Here is a 17,353-nt window from a genome sequence, read left to right as displayed (position 1 = left end):
CGTCAGTGGGGCACGGCGCCGGCGCAGGTGTTCGCGGTAGGGGTCGACGAGGGTGGGCCGGTAAGCGGGGGCGATGCGCAGGGCCTGGGGTTCGGGCATGCGGGCGTAGCGCTTGACGGTGTTCAGGGCCAGGGCCAGGCCCAGGCGGCGGGAGCAGTCGAGCAGGCCGACGCCCTGGCTGAGGAGATCGTGGATTTTGTTCCAGCGTTCGCGGGTACTCTGCTCGCGTACTCCGCCGGGGCGGGGCGGGTTGATGGTGGCCCAGCATCCGTCGTGCGCGCGGACCTCGAGCAGAACTTTGTCGCAGAGATTCCGCCAGAGGTGCCATCGGTCGCTGACCTGCACCGCGTCGGGCAGAGCCCGGCGGACGGCCTCGGCGTAGGGGGCCGAGCCGTCCCGGCACACCACCTCGACACCGCTGCCGTGCTCGCGCAGCCAGGACTCCAGGGTGGCCGCCTCGCGGTCGGGCAGGACCGCGACGCGTCGGCCAGTCTCGGCATCCGTGATGATCGTGGCGTAGCGGTGGCGGCGGCGCAGGGCGAAATCGTCCACGCCGATCACCCGCGGGATGGCCTGCTGCGGCAGCGGCAAGCGCCGTAGATGGCGCAGCGCGGTGCTGCGGGAAACGGGCACGGCCAGCAGGCCGGCGAGGCGTGCGGCCGCCCGGCCGCATAACTCCCGCGCCACCTTGGGATATCTGCCAGGCAAGCCGCACCGTGCGGCGCTGATGGCGCTTCAGCACCCCGGGAATCTGCTCACGGAAGGTCTGCCGCCGGCAGCCCAGAACCGGACAGACCAGCCGCCGTACGTGCAGGTGGACGACGACCTGGCGGCCGTCGACCGGCACGTCCGCCACCATCCGGTGGTGATACCCGTGCACCTTCGCCGTCGGCCTCCGGCACACCGGGCACGGCACCGCCTCCCCCCGGGTGCGGGCGGTGACCACCACCGCTTCACCTCCGTCCGTCACGTCCTCGACGACCGCCGCCGACAGCCCGGAAAACACCGTCCCCATAAGGGAGTTGACATCCATCACAAGATCATGATCGCGGATGGCTACTCGACGTCACCACCGACTACGGGCCAGAGGCGAACGTTTTACAGTCCCGCGCGTAGCGAGCGGGGCAGGCCGAAGCGGGGGAGCAGGCCGTTGTCGACGAAGCGGGTCAGCGCCGAGACGCGGTGGCCGGACAGGGTGAGGACGAGCAGTCCGTGGGCGTGCGCGATCGGCGTCCTCGGATCGACGAGGTAAACGCCGTACGCGGGCTGGCCGTTGGCGTGCGTGGGCACCAGCCGGAAGCGGCGGCCGTCGCGCAGCGCCACCGTCCTCAGGAAGTGACCGATGGCCTCCAGTCCCTGGTACTCGTAGGGCAGCGGCGGCATCGTCAGCCACGCGTCGTCGGTGAGCAGAGCGAGGATCGCGTCGACGTCGGCGCGTTCGAAGGCGAGGGAGAAGTCGTCAACGAGCTTGCGCTCGCGGGGTGAGTACGGCAGCTCCGCCTCGGCGTGGGCGTCCGCGGGCAGCCGGGTCGCGAGCGTGGCGCGGGCCCGTTTCAGCGCGCTGGTGACCGAGTCGACGCTGGTGTCGAGCATTCCGGCGACCTCGGCCGCGCGGAAACCGAGCACGTCCCGCAGGACCAGCACCGCCCGCTGCCGGGGCGGCAGGTGCTGCAGCGCAACGAGGAACGCCAGGGAGACCGCCTCCTTGGTCTCGTAGTGGGCCTCCGGTCCGGGCGCGGCGTCCGGCAGCCCGGCGAGCAGCACGTCCGGATAGGGCTCCAGCCAGCTGGGGTCGCCGCGGCGGGTGGGTTCGGGCAACGGAACCTCCAAGCGGTACGCCGAGCCCTCGCCGGGCCGGCGGCTGCCGTCCCGCAGCGCGTTCAGGCAGCGGTTGGTGGCGATCCGGTACAGCCAGGAGCGCAGCGACGACCGCTCCTCGAACCCGTCGAGCCCGCGCCAGGCCGCGAGCAGGGTCTCCTGCAGCAGGTCCTCGGCGTCTTGCACCGAGCCCAGGATGCGGTAGCAGTGCACCTGCAGCTCGCGCCGGTAGGGCTCGGTGAGCTCACGGAACGCCTGCCCGTCGCCCGCCCGCGCCCGCTCCAGCGTGCGCGTCGACATGGGCATCGGCATCGGCGTCTCCTCGCTCGGCATTACGTCGCCTCCCAGGCTCCGGTTCGTCGAGGGTTCGGGCAGTTCGGGTCCGTCGACAGTTATGACACCCACGGCGGCCGAAACTGGGCGCCGAATCCCGACCGTCCGCGGAATTCACAGCCGATCGCAGAATCCACGACCGTTCGCCGCCCAGTTTCCGGGCCACCCCGTGTCTCCACCACCGACAGCACGACTGCAGACACACGGCGACGGGAGCACCAGTGAACAGCAACGAGAAGTCCGTCACGGCGGCGCAGCGGTGGACGCTCGCGCTGGCGTCGGTGGGTTCGTTCATGGTCGTCCTCGACCTGCTGGTGGTGGCCACGGCGCTGACCGCGATCCAGCACGACCTGCATGCGTCGATCGAGGACCTGGAGTGGACGATCAACGCGTACACCCTCAGTTTCGCGGCCCTGCTGATGACCGCGTCGTCGCTCGGCGACCGCTTCGGCCGCAGGCGGTTGTTCGTCGCCGGGCTCGCACTATTCGCCATGGCGTCGGCCGCATGCGCGCTGGCCCCCAGTACCGGCACCTTGATCGCGGCGCGCGCCGTCCAGGGCATCGGCGCGGCGACCGTCATGCCGCTCGCCCTGGCCCTGCTGAACGCCGCGTTCCCGCCCGAGCGGCGCGGCTGGGCGCTCGGCATCTACGGCAGCGTCACCGGCCTCGCGGTGCTGCTCGGCCCGGTCCTGGGCGGCGTGATCACCGAGGGACTGGCCTGGCAGTGGATCTTCTGGCTGAATGTTCCAGTCGGCCTGGCCGCGATCCCCTTCGTGTTCGCCCGGATCAAGGAGGGCTTCGGCCAGGGCACGGCGGTGGACTTCCCGGGCCTGCTGCTCTTCACCCTGTCCGCGTTCGGGCTCGTATGGGGCCTGGTCAGGGCGGATGCAGCGGGCTGGGGCAGCGCGGAGGTGACGGGCGCACTGGCCGGGGGAACGGTCCTGGTCGTTGTCTTCCTGGTGTGGCAGTCCCGGGCCCGTACGCCGATGCTGCCGCTGCGGCTGTTCCGGTCCCGGGCGTTCTCGGCGGGCAATGCAGTGATGTTCCTGCTCAGCGGCTCGATGTCCGCCTCGGTGTTCTTCATCGCCCAGTATCAGCAAGTCACCCTGGGCCAGGGCCCGTTGGGCGCCGGACTGCGGCTGCTCCCGTGGGGCACCTTCGTGGTCCTGCTCGCCTCGCGCACCGGAGCACTCGCCGACCGCTGGGGCGAACGCTCTCTCGTCGTCGCCGGCCTCGCCCTGCAGACCATCGGCACGGCCTGGATCGCCCTGATCGCCGCCCCGCACCTCTCGTACGCGCCCCAGGTCATCCCGCTGAGCCTCGCGGGCATCGGCTTCGCCCTGGCGATCCCTGCCGTCACCAAAGCGGTGGTCAGCACCAGCGCACCCGCCGACATCGGCAAGGCCTCCGGCGCCTACAGCACGATGCGCCAACTCGGCGGGGCCTTCGGCATCGCGATCACCGCCGCGGTCTTCGCCGCCACCGGTGGCTACACCTCCGCCGCGGCCTTCAGCGACGGCTTCGGAGCGGCGATGACGGTGGCCGCCGGCCTCGGCGTCGCCGCAACGCTGGCGGGCACCTTGCTGCCGCCCCCGCAGCGACCGGCTCTGCGCGCCCCGACGGGAGCACCGGCCGACGCAGACCGGGTGGACATCTCGTAAAAGAGCGTTTTGTCACGCCAGTAGTGTTTGGTTCGATGTTCAGGTGTCGCGCCGGTTCAGGGTGGATTTGCGGGTGAGTCGTCGGGTTAGGTCGATCATCGCGACGTGGATTATGGCTTCGGAGCGGTGTGAGTGGGTCTCGTAGTCGCGGCGAGGCGCACTCAACCACGCACGCCGGGATGAGAAAGGCGCCGGGCGGTTGCGGCTACGGGAGGCGCCGGACGCGCTGGAGGACCGGCATGGGCATCGTCAACTTGTGGGGATGGCGCGTTGTTGAGGGTGCGGCAGTTCATGGTGGGGCCGGATGGCAGCCCTGGTTCAGCCCGCTGTGGGCGGTGCGGTGACGCCGGTGACGCGCTCCCAGCCGCCGAGCCTCCAGGGGGCGGCAGGGGCGTTCTCTGCGTCTCCTGCACGATGCCCGCCGCCCACGCTGCGTACAGAGCGCCCTCAGGGCAGCAGCCGCCTTGTCCTCGCCGCCATCCTCCAGGACCTCCATAATCCGCCGCAACGCCTCACTCACGTCAGTGAGCGTGTCCGCTGGTCGGGGCGTCCTTCCTGACCGTCAGCGGCAGCAACTTCTTGCCGCTGTTGCTTACTTGTGGCCAAGTATCCATCTGCGGGCACACCCCGCAGTCGAAACAAGGCGTCCAGCGGCAGTCCTCGACCTCCGTCTCGTCGAGGGCGTCCTGCCAGTCCTCCCAGAGCCAGTCCTTGTCCAGGCCCGAGTCGAGGTGGTCCCAGGGGAGGACCTCCTCGTAGGTGCGCTCGCGGGTGGTGTACCAGTCGACGTCCACGCCGAAGTCGGCCAGGGTCTTGTCGGCGCAATCCATCCAGCGGTCGTAGGAGAAGTGCTCGCGCCAGCCGTCGAAGCGGCCGCCGTCCTCGTAGACCGCGCGGATCACGGCGCCGATGCGGCGGTCGCCGCGGGAGAGCAGGCCCTCGACGATGCCGGGCTTGCCGTCGTGGTAGCGGAAGCCGATCGAGCGGCCGTACTTCTTGTCGCCGCGGATCTTGTCCCGGAGCTTTTCGAGGCGCGCGTCGGTTTCCTCGGCGCTCAGCTGCGGGGCCCACTGGAAGGGGGTGTGGGGCTTGGGGACGAAGCCGCCGATCGAGACCGTGCAGCGGATGTCGTTCTGCCCGGAGACCTTGCGGCCCTCCGCGATCACCTTCATCGCCATGTCGGCGATCTGGAGGACGTCCTCGTCCGTCTCCGTCGGCAGGCCGCACATGAAGTACAGCTTCACCTGGCGCCAGCCGTTGCCGTAGGCGGTGGAGACCGTTCGGATCAGATCGTCCTCGGAGACCATCTTGTTGATGACCTTGCGCATGCGCTCAGAGCCGCCCTCGGGGGCGAAGGTCAGGCCTGAGCGGCGGCCGTTGCGGGTCAGCTCGTTGGCCAGGTCGACGTTGAAGGCGTCGACTCGGGTGGAGGGGAGGGAGAGGCCGATCTTGTCTTCCTCGTAGCGGTCGGCCAGGCCCTTCGCGATGTCGCCGATCTCCGAGTGGTCCGCGGAGGACAGGGAGAGCAGCCCGACCTCCTCGAAACCCGTCGCCTTGAGGCCCTTGTCGACCATGTCGCCGATGCCGGTGATCGAGCGCTCGCGGACCGGGCGGGTGATCATGCCGGCCTGGCAGAAGCGGCAGCCTCGCGTGCAGCCGCGGAAGATCTCCACCGACATGCGCTCGTGGACGGTCTCGGCCAGGGGGACCAGTGGCTGCTTCGGGTACGGCCATTCGTCCAGGTCCATGACCGTGTGCTTGCTGACCCGCCAGGGGACGCCCGACCTGTTGGGGACCACGCGGGCGATACGGCCGTCGGCCAGGTACTCCACGTCGTAGAAGGCCGGGATGTAGACGGCGCCCGTCTTCGCCAGGCGGAGGAGGACTTCCTCGCGGCCGCCGGGGCGGCCCTCCGCCTTCCACCCGCGGATGATCTTCGTCATGTCGAGGACGGCCTGCTCGCCGTCGCCGATGATCGCCGCGTCGATGAAGTCGGCGATCGGCTCGGGGTTGAAGGCCGCGTGGCCGCCGGCCAGCACGATCGGGTCGTCCAGCCCACGGGCGCGGGACTCCAGGGGGATGCCCGCCAGGTCCAGGGCCGTGAGCATGTTCGTGTAGCCGAGTTCCGTGGAGAAGCTCAGGCCCAGGACGTCGAACGCGCTGACGGGCCGGTGGCTGTCCACCGTGAACTGCGGGACGCCGTGCTCGCGCATCAGCGCCTCCAGGTCCGGCCACACGCTGTACGTGCGCTCGGCGAGGACGCCCTCCTGCTCGTTGAGGACCTCGTAGAGGATCATGACGCCCTGGTTGGGCAGACCGACCTCGTACGCGTCCGGGTACATCAGCGCCCAGCGGACATCGCAGTCCTCCCACGGCTTGACCGTGGAGTTGAGTTCACCGCCGACGTACTGGATCGGCTTCTGCACATGCGGGAGCAGAGCTTCGAGCTGCGGGAACACAGACTCGGCGACCTGAGCGGCGGCTTCGGCAGGCATCTCGCGGACCTTTGTGAGGTGACTGGGGGCACCCCCGGCCGAAGGCTGGGGGAAGGGTGACCATCAAGCGTAACCCGCTCAGCGGCCTCCCCCGTACGCCCGGATCACAGTCCGTACGGCCGGATCACGGTCCGTACCCTCGGATCACAGTCCGTACGCCCGGGAACAGTCCGTACGCCCGGAACAGTCCGTGCGCCCGGATCACACCGGCGCCTCGTCCTTGATCTCCTTCCAGGCCTGGGGCAGCTCCGCCTCCACCGCCGCCGCACGCTGCTCCTCACGGCCGTACAGCAGCCCGTACGTGAACGCGCTCTCCCCGGCCGCGTGGGCCACCGCGGACAGTTCGCGCAGGGTCTCGCGGGCCATCACGCTGTCCTGGTGCTCGCCGAGCATGCTCTGCAGCGACTTCATGGACTTGACCATGGTCTTGGCCGGCTTGCCGAGCGCGGGGCGGGCCGCCTCGGCCGCGTAGCGGGTGCGCTTGGACTTCTTGCGGGCCTCGTGCAGGCCGAGGTCGCGGTCGCGGCCGGGGGGCTGTGCCATGGCCGTCTCGATCAGGTCGGTCACCTTCGCGAAGTCCTTGTGCACGGCCTTGGCGAGCACCTTCTTCGGGTTCCCGGTGGCCGCCTTCAGCAGCGGCGGGTCGGCGATGAGGGCGTCCAGGGTGTCCAGCAGGGTCAGATAGCGCTTGGAGTCCAGTACACCGAGCAGCCGGCCCCGGGAGCCGCGCTCACCGGCCTCGGCCCAGGCGCGCAGACGGTCGTGGATGGGACCGGAGACGAGGGTGCGGGGGACTTCGTCCAGGGCCGTCATCAGGCGTTCGGCGAGGACCTCCAGGTCGCGGCCCACGCCCAGTTCGCCTGCGAGCCACTTCAGTTCGTCCGCGATCGGGTCGGTGACCTCCCGGTCGAGGACCTTGCGGAAGGAGCGGAAGGTGCTGCGCAGCCGGCGGGTGGCCACCCGCATGTCGTGGACGCCCTCCTCGGCGTTCAGGCGTACGGCCGGGTCGAGCTCGACGATCGCGTCCCGCTGGGCGCGGACGTAGGCGAGGACGTGATCGCCGGCCGTGACGGGTTCACCGGCGTCCGGCTTCGGCGGGTGCGGTTTTCCGCCCTTGGTCTCGGCCAGTGCCCGGGCCAGCTTCGAGGGGGACTTCGACGGCCGTACGCCCGCCTTGCCCAACCGTTTCTCCACCTTGTCGAGGAAGGCCGGGTCGACGCCGTCGGCCAGTTCCACCTCGATCTCGGTCCACTGGGCCGTGCCCGCGCCGCCGAAGAGCCGTTCGGCTTGGACGCGGTCGACGCTCACCTCGGCGAGCAGGGCGCCGTCCGCGTCGACGAGGTGCCGGATCTCGCGTGTGGTGCGCAGCCGGATCACCGGGACCAACTGGCCCTCGCGGACCCGGGAGCGGGTCAGCTTGGCCAGTTCGTCGGGGACGGTGTCGGAGAGTGGGGCGTGGATCTCGTCGCGGATGCCCGGGGCCACCGGGAGTTTGAGGTGCCAGCCGGCGTCGTTGCCTCCGGTGCGGCGGCGCAGGGTGACTCCGGCCGAGGCCAGGCGTAGGTCGGAGGTGTCGTAGTAGGTCGCGTCGAGTTCGGCGGTGCCCTTGTCGACGACGTTCGCCACGCCGGCGACGCCGGTCAGGTCGGGCAGCCCGCTCTCATCGGATTCGTACTTGCGCTCGATTTCACGCTTCGCGTCCGCCATGAACCGAATCTAATGGCCCGGGCGCCCCAAGGACAGCGGCCGAAGTAGGTAAATGGGAAGAAACATACAAATGAGGGTGAGGTGAACACACCGGGAACGGCGCGTTCACCTCACCTCGGGCCGTCCGGCTATGCCGACATCGGGCGCTGCACCCTGATCGACTGCAGCAGCCCCACCGCCACCCACACCGCGAACATCGACGTGCCGCCGTACGACACGAACGGCAGCGGCAGGCCGGTGACCGGCATGATGCCGAGGGTCATGCCGATGTTCTCGAACGCCTGGAACGCGAACCAGGCCACGATCCCCGCGGCCACGACCGTGCCGTACAGCTCGGTCGTCTCGCGGGCGATACGGCAGGCGCGCCACAGGACGACGCCGAGGAGGACGATGATCAGGCCCGCGCCGACGAAGCCCAGTTCCTCCCCCGCGACCGTGAAGACGAAGTCCGTCTGCTGCTCCGGGACGAACTGGCCGGTGGTCTGCGACCCGTGGAACAGGCCCGCGCCGGTCAGGCCGCCGGAGCCGATGGCGATACGGGCCTGGTTGGTGTTGTAACCGACGCCCGCGGGATCGAGGTTCGGGTTGGCGAAGGCCGCGAAGCGGTTGATCTGGTACTCGTCCAGGATGTGCAGCTGCCAGACCGCGATCGCGCCCAGCAGCCCCGCCGCGAGCAGGCCGAAGACCCAGCGGTTGGAGGCGCCGGAGGCGAGCAGCACGCCCAGCACGATGATCACCATGACCATGACCGAGCCGAGGTCGGGCATGAGGAGCACGATCAGGACCGGTACGGAGGCCAGGCCGAGGGCCTGCAGAACCGTGCGGTGGTCGGGGTACTTCTTGTCGCCGGCGTCGACCCGGGCCGCCAGCATCATCGCCATCCCCAGGATGATCGTGATCTTGACGAACTCGGACGGCTGGAGCGAGAAGCCGCCGCCGAGCACGATCCAGGAGTGCGCGCCGTTGACGGTGGAGCCCAGCGGGGTCAGTACGGCGAGGATGCCGAGCAGCGACAGGCCGTAGAGGATCGGCACCGCGTTGCGCAGCTGGCGGTGGCCGATCCAGACGGTGGCGATCATCAGGGCCAGTCCGATACCGGTGTTCATCAGGTGCCGGATCAGGAAGTAGTACTGGTCGCCCTGGTTGATCTCGGTGCGGTTGCGGGTCGCCGAGAACACCAGCAGCGAGCCCAGCAGGGACAGCGCGAGGGCCGCCATCAGCATCGGCCAGTCCAGGCGGCGGGCCAGCGAGTCCCGGGCGAACAGCCGGGTCCAGCCGGCCCGCGCCGGGCCGTACCCGGAGACGGAGAAGCTGTTGACGCCGGTCATGCCGAGCACCTCCGGCTCGAAAGGCTCGTCATGTGAGCATCCTCCGGCTTCCCCTCTTTCGAGGTCGCCTGCGGGTGTTGCGGTTGCCGGTCGAGGGTGAGGCCGTGGTGGCCGGCGTCTGCTGGCCGTTGGCGGGGTTGTTGCCCTGCTGGCTCGCCTGGAAGTCCTTCGCCGGGTCCTTGGAGATCTTCGGGGCGGCGATGGTGCCGTCCGTGCGGACCTTCGGCAGGCCCTGCTGCGGGGTGTAGAGCAGTGCCTTCGACTTGTCGATGGAGCCGTCGGCACCGACGCCGTACATCGCGCTGTAGATGTTGCGGACCGCCTCACCGGAGGCACCGGAACCGGTACCGGCCTGGGCGATCGTCATGACGACCGTGTAGTCCTTGGAGTAGGTGGCGAGCCAGGAGGTGGTCTGCTTGCCGTAGACCTCCGCGGTACCGGTCTTGGCGTGCAGCTCGATCTTGTCCTGCGGCCAGCCCTGGAACTTCCAGGCCGCGGTACCGCTGGTGACGACGCCGGCGAGGGCCTTGTCCATGCCCTGGAGCGTGGCCTGGGTGATCGGGAGCCTGGCCTTGACCTTCGGCTTGATCTCCTTGACCGTCTTGCCGTCGGCGCTGACGACCGCCTTGCCGATGGTCGGGACGTACTCGGTGCCGCCGTTGGCGAGCGCCCCGTAGATCATGGCCTCCTGGATCGGCGTGACGAGGGTGTCGCCCTGGCCGATGGAGTAGTTGATCGAGTCGCCCTCACGCATCTTGTTGCCTTCGAGGCAGTTCTCGTAGGCGATCCTCTCGACGTAGCTGCCGTCCTTCTTCCCGGACTTGCACCAGGAGTCCTTGTTGGCCTTCCAGTAGTCGAGCTTCCACTGGCGGTCGGGGACCCGGCCGGTGACCTCGTTGGGCAGGTCGAGGCCGGTCTCCTTGCCGAGGCCGAACTGGTGCGCGGCCTTGAAGAAGTAGTCCTTCGGCTGGCCCGGCTTCGGGTTGATGCCGCCGTCCCTCTTCCACTCGCGGTCGGCGAGGCCGTAGAAGACGGTGTCGCAGGAGACCTCCAGGGCGCGGCCCAGGGAGATGGGGCCGAAGTTCTCGCCCTCGAAGTTCTTGAAGACCTGGCCGCCGACCGAGTACGAGCTGGTGCAGGGGTAGCCGCCGTCCCACACGTAGCCGGCCTCGACCGCGGCGGCCGTGGAGACCACCTTGAACGTCGAACCGGGCGCGGACTGACCCTGTATGGCCCGGTTCAGCAGCGGGTAGTCGGAGTTCTTGCCGGTGAGGGCCTGGTAGTCCTTGGCGGAGATGCCGCCCACCCAGACGTTCGGGTCGTAGTTCGGCGCGGAGGCCATGGCGACGATCCGGCCGGTCTTGGCCTCCATCACGACGACGGCGCCGGAGTCGGCCTTGTAGTTCTCCTGGGTGATCTTGTCGTACTGCTGGCGGGCGGCCTTCATGGCCCTGTCCAACTCGTACTCGGCGACGCGCTGGACGCGGGAGTCGATGCTGGTGACCAGGTTGGAACCGGCTTCGGCGGCGTCGGACTTGGCCTTGCCGATGACCCGGCCGAGGTTGTCGACCTCGTAGCGGGTGACACCGGCCTTGCCGCGCAGTTCCTTGTCGTACTGGCGCTCCAGGCCGCTTCGGCCGACCATGTCGGAGCGCAGGAAGGGCGAGTCGGTGTTCTGGGCCTGCTGGATCTCGGTGTCGGTGACCGGGGAGAGATAGCCGAGGACCTGGGCGGTGTTGGACTTGCCGGGGGCCGGGTAGCGGCGTACGGCCTCGGGCTCGGCGGTGATGCCGGGGAAGTCCTCGGCGCGCTCGCGGATCTGCAGGGCCTGCTTGGCGGTGGCCTCGTCGGTGATCGGGATCGGCTGGTAGGGGGAGCCGTTCCAGCAGGGCTGGGGGGTCTTGGAGTCGCAGAGCCGGACTTTCTGCATGACTTCCGTGGGGCTCATCCCCAGGACGCCCGCGAGCTTGGTGAGGACCGCCTTGCCGTCGTCCTTCTGCTTGAGCAGGTCGGTACGGGACGCGGAGACGACCAGCCGGGTCTCGTTGTCCGCGATGGGGACTCCGCGCGCGTCCAGGATCGAGCCGCGTACCGCGGGTTCGACGACCTGCTGGACGTGGTTGCCGGAGGCTTCCTTCTGGTATGCGGCGCCCTCGCGGATCTGCAGGTACCACAGGCGGCCGCCGAGGGTGCCGAGCAGGGAGAGGACGAGGATCTGGATCACGACGAGACGGATCTGGACCCGTGGGGTCCGACCGGTCTCGGGAATATTGGTCACTGGGCTGCCTCCCCCTCTCAGTGATGTGTGTCTGTGTCATGTACGACGAAGCTGTGTGCCCCGCCGGGTCGCCGCGTGACCTCAAGCCGAGTGAACTCCCGTGCCCTCACAGCCGCTTGACCCCCTTGATGCGGCCGACGCGGACGCTGCGGGAGCGGGCCCTGGCCTTCAGGGAGCCGAGGCGGCCGCGCTGGCCGCCGACGCGCAGTCCGGTGCCCGAGGAGAGCCAGCCGGAGGAGATGTCGCCGGCCTTGGTGCCGGAGTTGGCCTCCGTCAGCGGGTCGTTGTCGGCGCGGCGGGCCAGGGCCATGATGCCGGGGACCACGAACGGGGCGAGCAGCACGTCGTAGAGGGCGGCCGTGATCAGCAGACTCGTCATGCCGACATGGCGGGCGGCGGTGTCGCCGACCAGGGCGCCGACCCCCGCGTACATCAGGGTCGAGCCGATGGCGGCGGCGACCACGACGGCCATCGGCCCGGTCGCGGACTTCAGCCGGCCGTTGTCCGGCTTGATCAGGCCCGCGAAGTAGCCGACGACGCACAGCACCAGGGCGTAGCGGCCGGCCGCGTGGTCGGCGGGCGGGGCGAGGTCGGCGAGCAGTCCGGCGCCGAAGCCGACGAGGGCGCCGCCCACATGGCCGTACACCATGGCGAGGGCGAGGACGGTGAGCAGCATCAGGTCGGGGACGGCGCCGGGCAGGTGCAGGCGGGCGAGGACGCTCACCTGGAGCACCAGGGCGACGACGACCAGGGCGGAGGAGAGCAGGATCCGGTTGACACGCATGGGGATTGAGCTCCTACTGCTGCTGGCCGGTGGTGTTGGTCGCGTTCGCGCTCGCGTTCGCGGACGGGGTGACCGTGACGGTCACCGTCGGGGTCGGTGTCGGTTTGGGTTTGGCCGGGAGCACCTCGTCGCGCGGATCCTTCTTCGGTGCCTCGACGACCACGCCGACGATGTCGAGCTTGGTGAAGGACACGAACGGCGTGACGTACAGGGTGCGGGTGAGGCCGCCGTTGGAGGGGTCGACGCTGGAGACGGTGCCGACCGGGACGCCGGGCACGAAGGGCCGGTCGGCCTGGGAGCCGAAGGTGACGAGCCGGTCGCCCTTCTTCACCTCCGCCTTGCCGTTGAGGAGTTCGACGCGCAGCGGGCGGTCGCCCTGTCCGGAGGCGAAGCCGAGTTCGTCGCTGCCCTCCATGCGGGTGCCGACGGTGAAGTCGGGGTCGTTGGCGAGCAGCACGGTGGAGGCGCCCGGCCCGACGGTGGTCACGCGGCCGACCAGGCCGTTGCCGTTCAGCACGGTCATGTCCCGTTTGATGCCGTCGTTGGCGCCGACGTCGATGGTGATGGTCCAGGAGAAGCCCTGCGCCGACCCTATGGCGATGACCTGGGCCCCCTTGATGCCGTACTGGCCGTCGCCGGCCATCTTCAGCATCTTGTCGAGCTGGTTGAGGCGGCTGCGGTTGCGGTCGTCGCTGCCGAGCTTCGCCTTGAGGGTCGCGTTCTGCCTCTCCAGACGGGCCAGCCGGTCGTGCCGGACTCCGGAGTCGCGGACGGCGGAGACGGCGTTGCCCACCGGGTTCACCGCCGTCGACATGCCGTTCTCGATCGGGCCGAAGACCGCTGCCGCGGCCTGCCGGGCGCCGTCGACCGGGGAGTTCCTGCCGCCTCGGATGTCCACCGTGATCAGCGCGAACGCGATGGCGATCAGCAGCACCAGGAGCAGCCGGCTCTCTTTCGTGTCCCTCACGTGCGGCGGCCGTGCCTTCCTCAATAGGAACTTGCGTGCTTGTTTTGTGAGTCGGGGGGAAGTCGGGGGCGGAGCTCGTGCGTGTGAGCCTATGCCTCCATATCAACGATCCGCCGCACGAGAGGAGACATCTCGTACGGCGGAATCGAAGAGTTACGTCATCTGCGAGGCTGGGCGTCCAGGACCTGCTGCAGCGCCTCGAACTCCTCGACGCACTTGCCCGAGCCGAGCGCCACGCTGTCCAGCGGGTCCTCGGCGATGTGGATCGGCATGCCGGTCTCCCGGCGCAGCCGCTCGTCCAGGCCGCGCAGCAGTGCTCCGCCGCCGGTCAGAACGATTCCCCTGTCCATGATGTCGCCGGACAGCTCCGGCGGGCACTTGTCGAGAGTCGTCTTGACGGCGTCGACGATCGCGTTGACCGGCTCCTCGATCGCCTTGCGGACCTCGGCGGCCGAGATGACGACGGTCTTCGGCAGCCCGGACACCAGGTCCCGGCCGCGGATTTCGGTGTGCTCGTCGGCGTCCATCTCGTACGCCGAACCGATCGTGATCTTGATCTGTTCGGCCGTCCGCTCACCGAGAAGGAGGCTGTACTCCTTCTTGATGTGCTGGATGATCGCGTTGTCCAACTCGTCGCCCGCGACGCGGATGGACTGGGCCGTGACGATGCCGCCCAGCGAGATGACCGCGACCTCCGTGGTGCCGCCGCCGATGTCCACCACCATGTTGCCCGTGGCCTCGTGGACCGGCAGGCCGGAGCCGATGGCGGCGGCCATCGGCTCCTCGATGATGTGCACCTGGCGGGCACCGGCCTGCGACGACGCCTCGATCACCGCGCGGCGCTCGACACCGGTGATGCCGGAGGGCACGCACACGACGACCCGCGGACGCGCCAGGTACCGCCGCTTGTGGATCTTCAGGATGAAGTAGCGGAGCATGCGCTCGGTGATCTCGAAGTCGGCGATCACGCCGTCCTTCAGCGGACGTACGGCGACGATGTTGCCGGGCGTGCGCCCGATCATCTTCTTCGCTTCCGCGCCGACTGCAAGAATTCCACCGGTGTTCGTGTTGATCGCGACGACGGACGGCTCGTTGAGTACGATCCCGCGACCCCTGACGTACACCAGCGTGTTGGCGGTCCCGAGGTCGACAGCCATGTCACGGCCGATGAACGACATTGAGTTCCCCATCAGGATTCGTCTGGCCTTCCCGGGAGCTTTTGAGGGCATTTCAGGTTGGCGAAGTTGGTGCTGTGACGTGAAGGCTTCCATCGTAGACGCGCCTGCACGAACACCGCGCGAGGGTCTTCGCCATTGTCAGCACGGACAGGGCCGCCTCGCTTGTGGAGACGGTCCAACGGGGCCACTCGTTCCCCCGATCGGCGCGCATATGCCGAGGGACGGCCGAAATCATTCGACCGTCCCAGGTCACGTGAGCCATCGGGCTGACACATCGTCAAAAACATCCACGAAAACTCCGTACGGGGGGCGTCCGCCCCACGGAGCTACGCGCGGCCCGGGAAGAAGATCTTGATCTCGCGCTCAGCGGACTCCGCGGAGTCGGACGCGTGGATCAGGTTCTCGCGGACGATCACTCCGAAGTCACCGCGGACGGAGCCCGGCGCGGCGGCGATCGGGTCGGTCGGGCCGGCGAGCGCGCGGATGCCCTCGATGACCCGCTCCCCCTCGACGATCAGGGCGACGGCCGGGCCGGAGGCCATGAACTCGACCAGCGGCTCGTAGAACGGCTTGCCGACGTGCTCGGCGTAGTGCTGCTCCAGCGTCGCCCGATCCAGGGTCCGCAGCTCCAGCGCGGTGATCCGCCAGCCGGCCTTGCGCTCGATACGGCCGATGATCTCGCCGGTCAGGCCCCTGCGGACGGCGTCGGGCTTGAGGAGGACGAGGGTGCGCTGAGTCACGGGAGGGCTCCTTCGCGGTGCTGACGTGTGCGGTGAGGAGAGGCTACAGGGCAGGTCCGGGCGCCCGTCACGCAGCGTCAGCTCCCGGGGCCTCGGACTGGGCGGCGAAGCGGGCCTTCGCCTCGTCGATCTTCCTCCCGTAGTGCACCGACGCCCACCACAGGGCCGCGAAGATCGCGCCCATGAAGTACATCGTCGGCACGAAGACACCGGAGGCGATCAGCGCGCCCTGCAGGGCCCAGCCGAGGACGATGCCACCGGGCCGGGTGACCACGCCGCACAGGGCCACGCAGAGGAACATGGCGATACCGCTGACCAGCCACACCGTGGAGGCGGACAGGCCGGGGTCCTTCATCGCGACCAGCGCGGCGAAGCCGATGACGAAGAACTCGCCGATCAGGGTGGAGGAGCAGAGCGTACGCATCGTCAGACCCTCCCCAGGAGCAGCCGGGCCTCGCCGACCGTGATGACCGAACCGGTGACCAGCACACCCGCACCCGCGAACTCGCCCTCCTCCTCGGCCAGCGTGATCGCGGCCTCCAGGGCGTCGGGCAACCGCGGTTCGACCTGGACGCGTTCCTCGCCGAACACCTCGACGGCGACCGCGGCCAGCTCGTCCGCGTCCATCGCGCGGTGGCTGGAGTTCTGGGTGATCACGACCTCGGCGAAGATCGGCTCGAAGGCCTCCAGGAGGCCGCGGACGTTCTTGTCGCCGCTGGCGCCGACCACGCCGATCAGCCGGCTGAAGTCGAAGGCCTCGCCGACGGCCTCGGCGGTGGCGCGGGCGCCGGCCGGGTTGTGGGCGGCGTCCAGGACGACGGTGGGAGAGCGCCGTACGACTTCCAGACGGCCGGGCGAGGAGACCGCCGCGAACGCCTTGCGGACCGTGTCGATGGCGAGGGACCCGGGGCGCTGGGAGCCGACACCGAAGAACGCCTCGACGGCCGCCAGCGCGACGGCCGCGTTGTGGGCCTGGTAGGGGCCGTGCAGGGGCAGGTAGATCTGGTCGTACTCGCCGCCGAGGCCGCGCAGGGTGAGCACCTGGCCGCCGACGGCGACCTGGCGGGCGACCACGCCGAACTCCAGGCCCTCCCGGGCCACCGTGGCGTCCACCTCCACGGCCTTCTTCAGCAGCACCTGGGCAGCCTCCACCGGCTGCTGGGCCAGGATCACGGTGGCGTCCTGCTTGACGACCCCGGCCTTCTCGCCGGCGATCTCGGCGGTGGTCTCGCCGAGCCGGTCGGTGTGGTCGAGGTCGATGGGGGTGACGACGGCGACGTCACCGTCGATCACGTTGGTGGCGTCCCAGGAGCCGCCCATGCCGACCTCGACCACGGCCACGTCGACGGGGGCGTCCGCGAAGGCCGCGTACGCCATGCCGGTGAGCACCTCGAAGAAGGAGAGCCGGTACTCCTGCTGGGAATCGACCATCTCGACGTACGGCTTGATGTCCTCGTACGTCTCGATGAACCGCTCGGCGGAGATCGGGGCGCCGTCGAGGCTGATGCGCTCGGTGATCGACTGCACGTGAGGGCTGGTGTAGCGGCCGGTGCGCAGGTCGAAGGCGCCGAGCAGGGCCTCGATCATGCGGGCGGTGGAGGTCTTGCCGTTGGTGCCGGTGATGTGGATCGAGGGGTACGTCCGCTGGGGCTCGCCCAGGACGTCCATGAGGGCGGCGATCCGGGTGACCGACGGCTCCAGCTTGGTCTCGCCCCAGCGGGTGGCCAGTTCCGCCTCGACCTCGCGCAGGGCCTTGTCGACCTCGGGGTCCTCGGGGCGGGCCGGGACGCCGGCCTGCGCCGGGCCGCCCTGGGTGCGCAGGGTCCGGCTGCCGGCCTCGATCACCGCGAGATCGGGGTCGCGGTCCGTCTCGGCCTCGATGATCTCGTCGAAGCTCTCATTGGGGTCGCTCGGGGGCAGATCACTCACGGCACCAGTCTACGGAGCCCGGCACCCGCCTGGAGCTCTCGGGCCTGTTGCGAAAGTCCCGTCGTCCGCCCGGAGGGCGGGCCCCGCGGCGTCCGGTGCGTGCTCTCGGGGTGCCGGGTGCAAGCCCTCGTACTG

The 17,353-nt window shown here is 69.6% G+C and carries 12 protein-coding genes and 2 pseudogenes; 1 reads left to right on the top strand and 13 read right to left on the bottom strand.

What is annotated here, in order from left to right:
- Positions 1-9: 9 nt before the first annotated feature.
- Together ABZ396_RS34425 and ABZ396_RS34420 are read right to left on the bottom strand one after the other, a co-directional pair.
- Positions 10-1,006, bottom strand: a pseudogene (locus ABZ396_RS34425) (ISL3 family transposase); the annotation flags it as partial.
- 92 nt (positions 1,007-1,098) lie between these two features.
- Entirely contained in the window at positions 1,099-2,130 is a 1,032-nt protein-coding gene (locus ABZ396_RS34420; RefSeq protein ID WP_358920443.1) for a sigma-70 family RNA polymerase sigma factor, read from the bottom strand.
- Between the two features lie 242 nt (positions 2,131-2,372).
- Here ABZ396_RS34420 and ABZ396_RS34415 point away from each other — a divergent pair, with 242 nt between their 5' ends.
- Positions 2,373-3,812 (top strand): MFS transporter, encoded by a 1,440-nt coding sequence (locus ABZ396_RS34415; RefSeq protein ID WP_358920444.1) that lies wholly within the window; start codon positions 2,373-2,375, stop codon positions 3,810-3,812.
- Positions 3,813-3,851: 39 nt separating this feature from the next.
- Here the strand turns inward: ABZ396_RS34415 and ABZ396_RS34410 are convergent.
- The 11 genes and pseudogenes from ABZ396_RS34410 to ABZ396_RS34360 form a co-directional block, all read right to left on the bottom strand.
- A pseudogene (locus ABZ396_RS34410) lies at positions 3,852-3,962 on the bottom strand (IS5/IS1182 family transposase); the annotation flags it as partial.
- A gap of 371 nt (positions 3,963-4,333) precedes the next feature.
- A complete protein-coding gene (locus ABZ396_RS34405) occupies positions 4,334-6,307 on the bottom strand; it encodes a TIGR03960 family B12-binding radical SAM protein (RefSeq protein WP_358920445.1) in 1,974 nt (657 codons plus the stop codon).
- Positions 6,308-6,508: 201 nt separating this feature from the next.
- Positions 6,509-8,014 carry a CYTH and CHAD domain-containing protein gene (locus tag ABZ396_RS34400; protein WP_358920446.1) on the bottom strand — a complete coding sequence of 502 codons (1,506 nt, stop codon included), beginning with the start codon at positions 8,012-8,014 and terminating at the stop codon, positions 6,509-6,511.
- Between the two features lie 128 nt (positions 8,015-8,142).
- Positions 8,143-9,342 (bottom strand): rod shape-determining protein RodA, encoded by a 1,200-nt coding sequence (rodA, locus tag ABZ396_RS34395; protein WP_358920448.1) that lies wholly within the window; start codon positions 9,340-9,342, stop codon positions 8,143-8,145.
- A gap of 28 nt (positions 9,343-9,370) precedes the next feature.
- Positions 9,371-11,620: a penicillin-binding protein 2 gene (gene mrdA, locus ABZ396_RS34390; protein ID WP_358920450.1), complete on the bottom strand. Its 2,250-nt coding sequence runs from the start codon at positions 11,618-11,620 to the stop codon at positions 9,371-9,373.
- 106 nt (positions 11,621-11,726) lie between these two features.
- On the bottom strand, positions 11,727-12,404 hold the full coding sequence (mreD, locus tag ABZ396_RS34385; RefSeq protein WP_358920452.1) for a rod shape-determining protein MreD: 678 nt from the start codon (positions 12,402-12,404) through the stop codon (positions 11,727-11,729).
- Positions 12,405-12,417: 13 nt separating this feature from the next.
- Positions 12,418-13,371 carry a rod shape-determining protein MreC gene (gene mreC, locus ABZ396_RS34380; protein WP_358920454.1) on the bottom strand — a complete coding sequence of 318 codons (954 nt, stop codon included), beginning with the start codon at positions 13,369-13,371 and terminating at the stop codon, positions 12,418-12,420.
- Between the two features lie 158 nt (positions 13,372-13,529).
- Complete coding sequence (locus ABZ396_RS34375; RefSeq protein ID WP_358920456.1) at positions 13,530-14,549, bottom strand: rod shape-determining protein; 1,020 nt, start codon at positions 14,547-14,549, stop codon at positions 13,530-13,532.
- Between the two features lie 326 nt (positions 14,550-14,875).
- Entirely contained in the window at positions 14,876-15,289 is a 414-nt protein-coding gene (gene ndk / locus ABZ396_RS34370; RefSeq protein ID WP_358920458.1) for a nucleoside-diphosphate kinase, read from the bottom strand.
- 67 nt (positions 15,290-15,356) lie between these two features.
- Positions 15,357-15,713, bottom strand: coding sequence for a DUF4233 domain-containing protein (locus tag ABZ396_RS34365; RefSeq protein WP_358920460.1), 357 nt, complete (start codon positions 15,711-15,713; stop codon positions 15,357-15,359).
- 2 nt (positions 15,714-15,715) lie between these two features.
- Positions 15,716-17,209 carry a folylpolyglutamate synthase/dihydrofolate synthase family protein gene (locus ABZ396_RS34360; protein WP_358920585.1) on the bottom strand — a complete coding sequence of 498 codons (1,494 nt, stop codon included), beginning with the start codon at positions 17,207-17,209 and terminating at the stop codon, positions 15,716-15,718.
- Positions 17,210-17,353 lie beyond the last annotated feature (144 nt).

It is taken from the genome of Streptomyces sp. NPDC005866, assembly GCF_040629895.1.
Lineage (GTDB): Bacteria > Actinomycetota > Actinomycetes > Streptomycetales > Streptomycetaceae > Streptomyces.
Note: the sequence above shows the minus strand (reverse complement) of the source record. Positions and strands in the feature narration are given on the sequence as shown.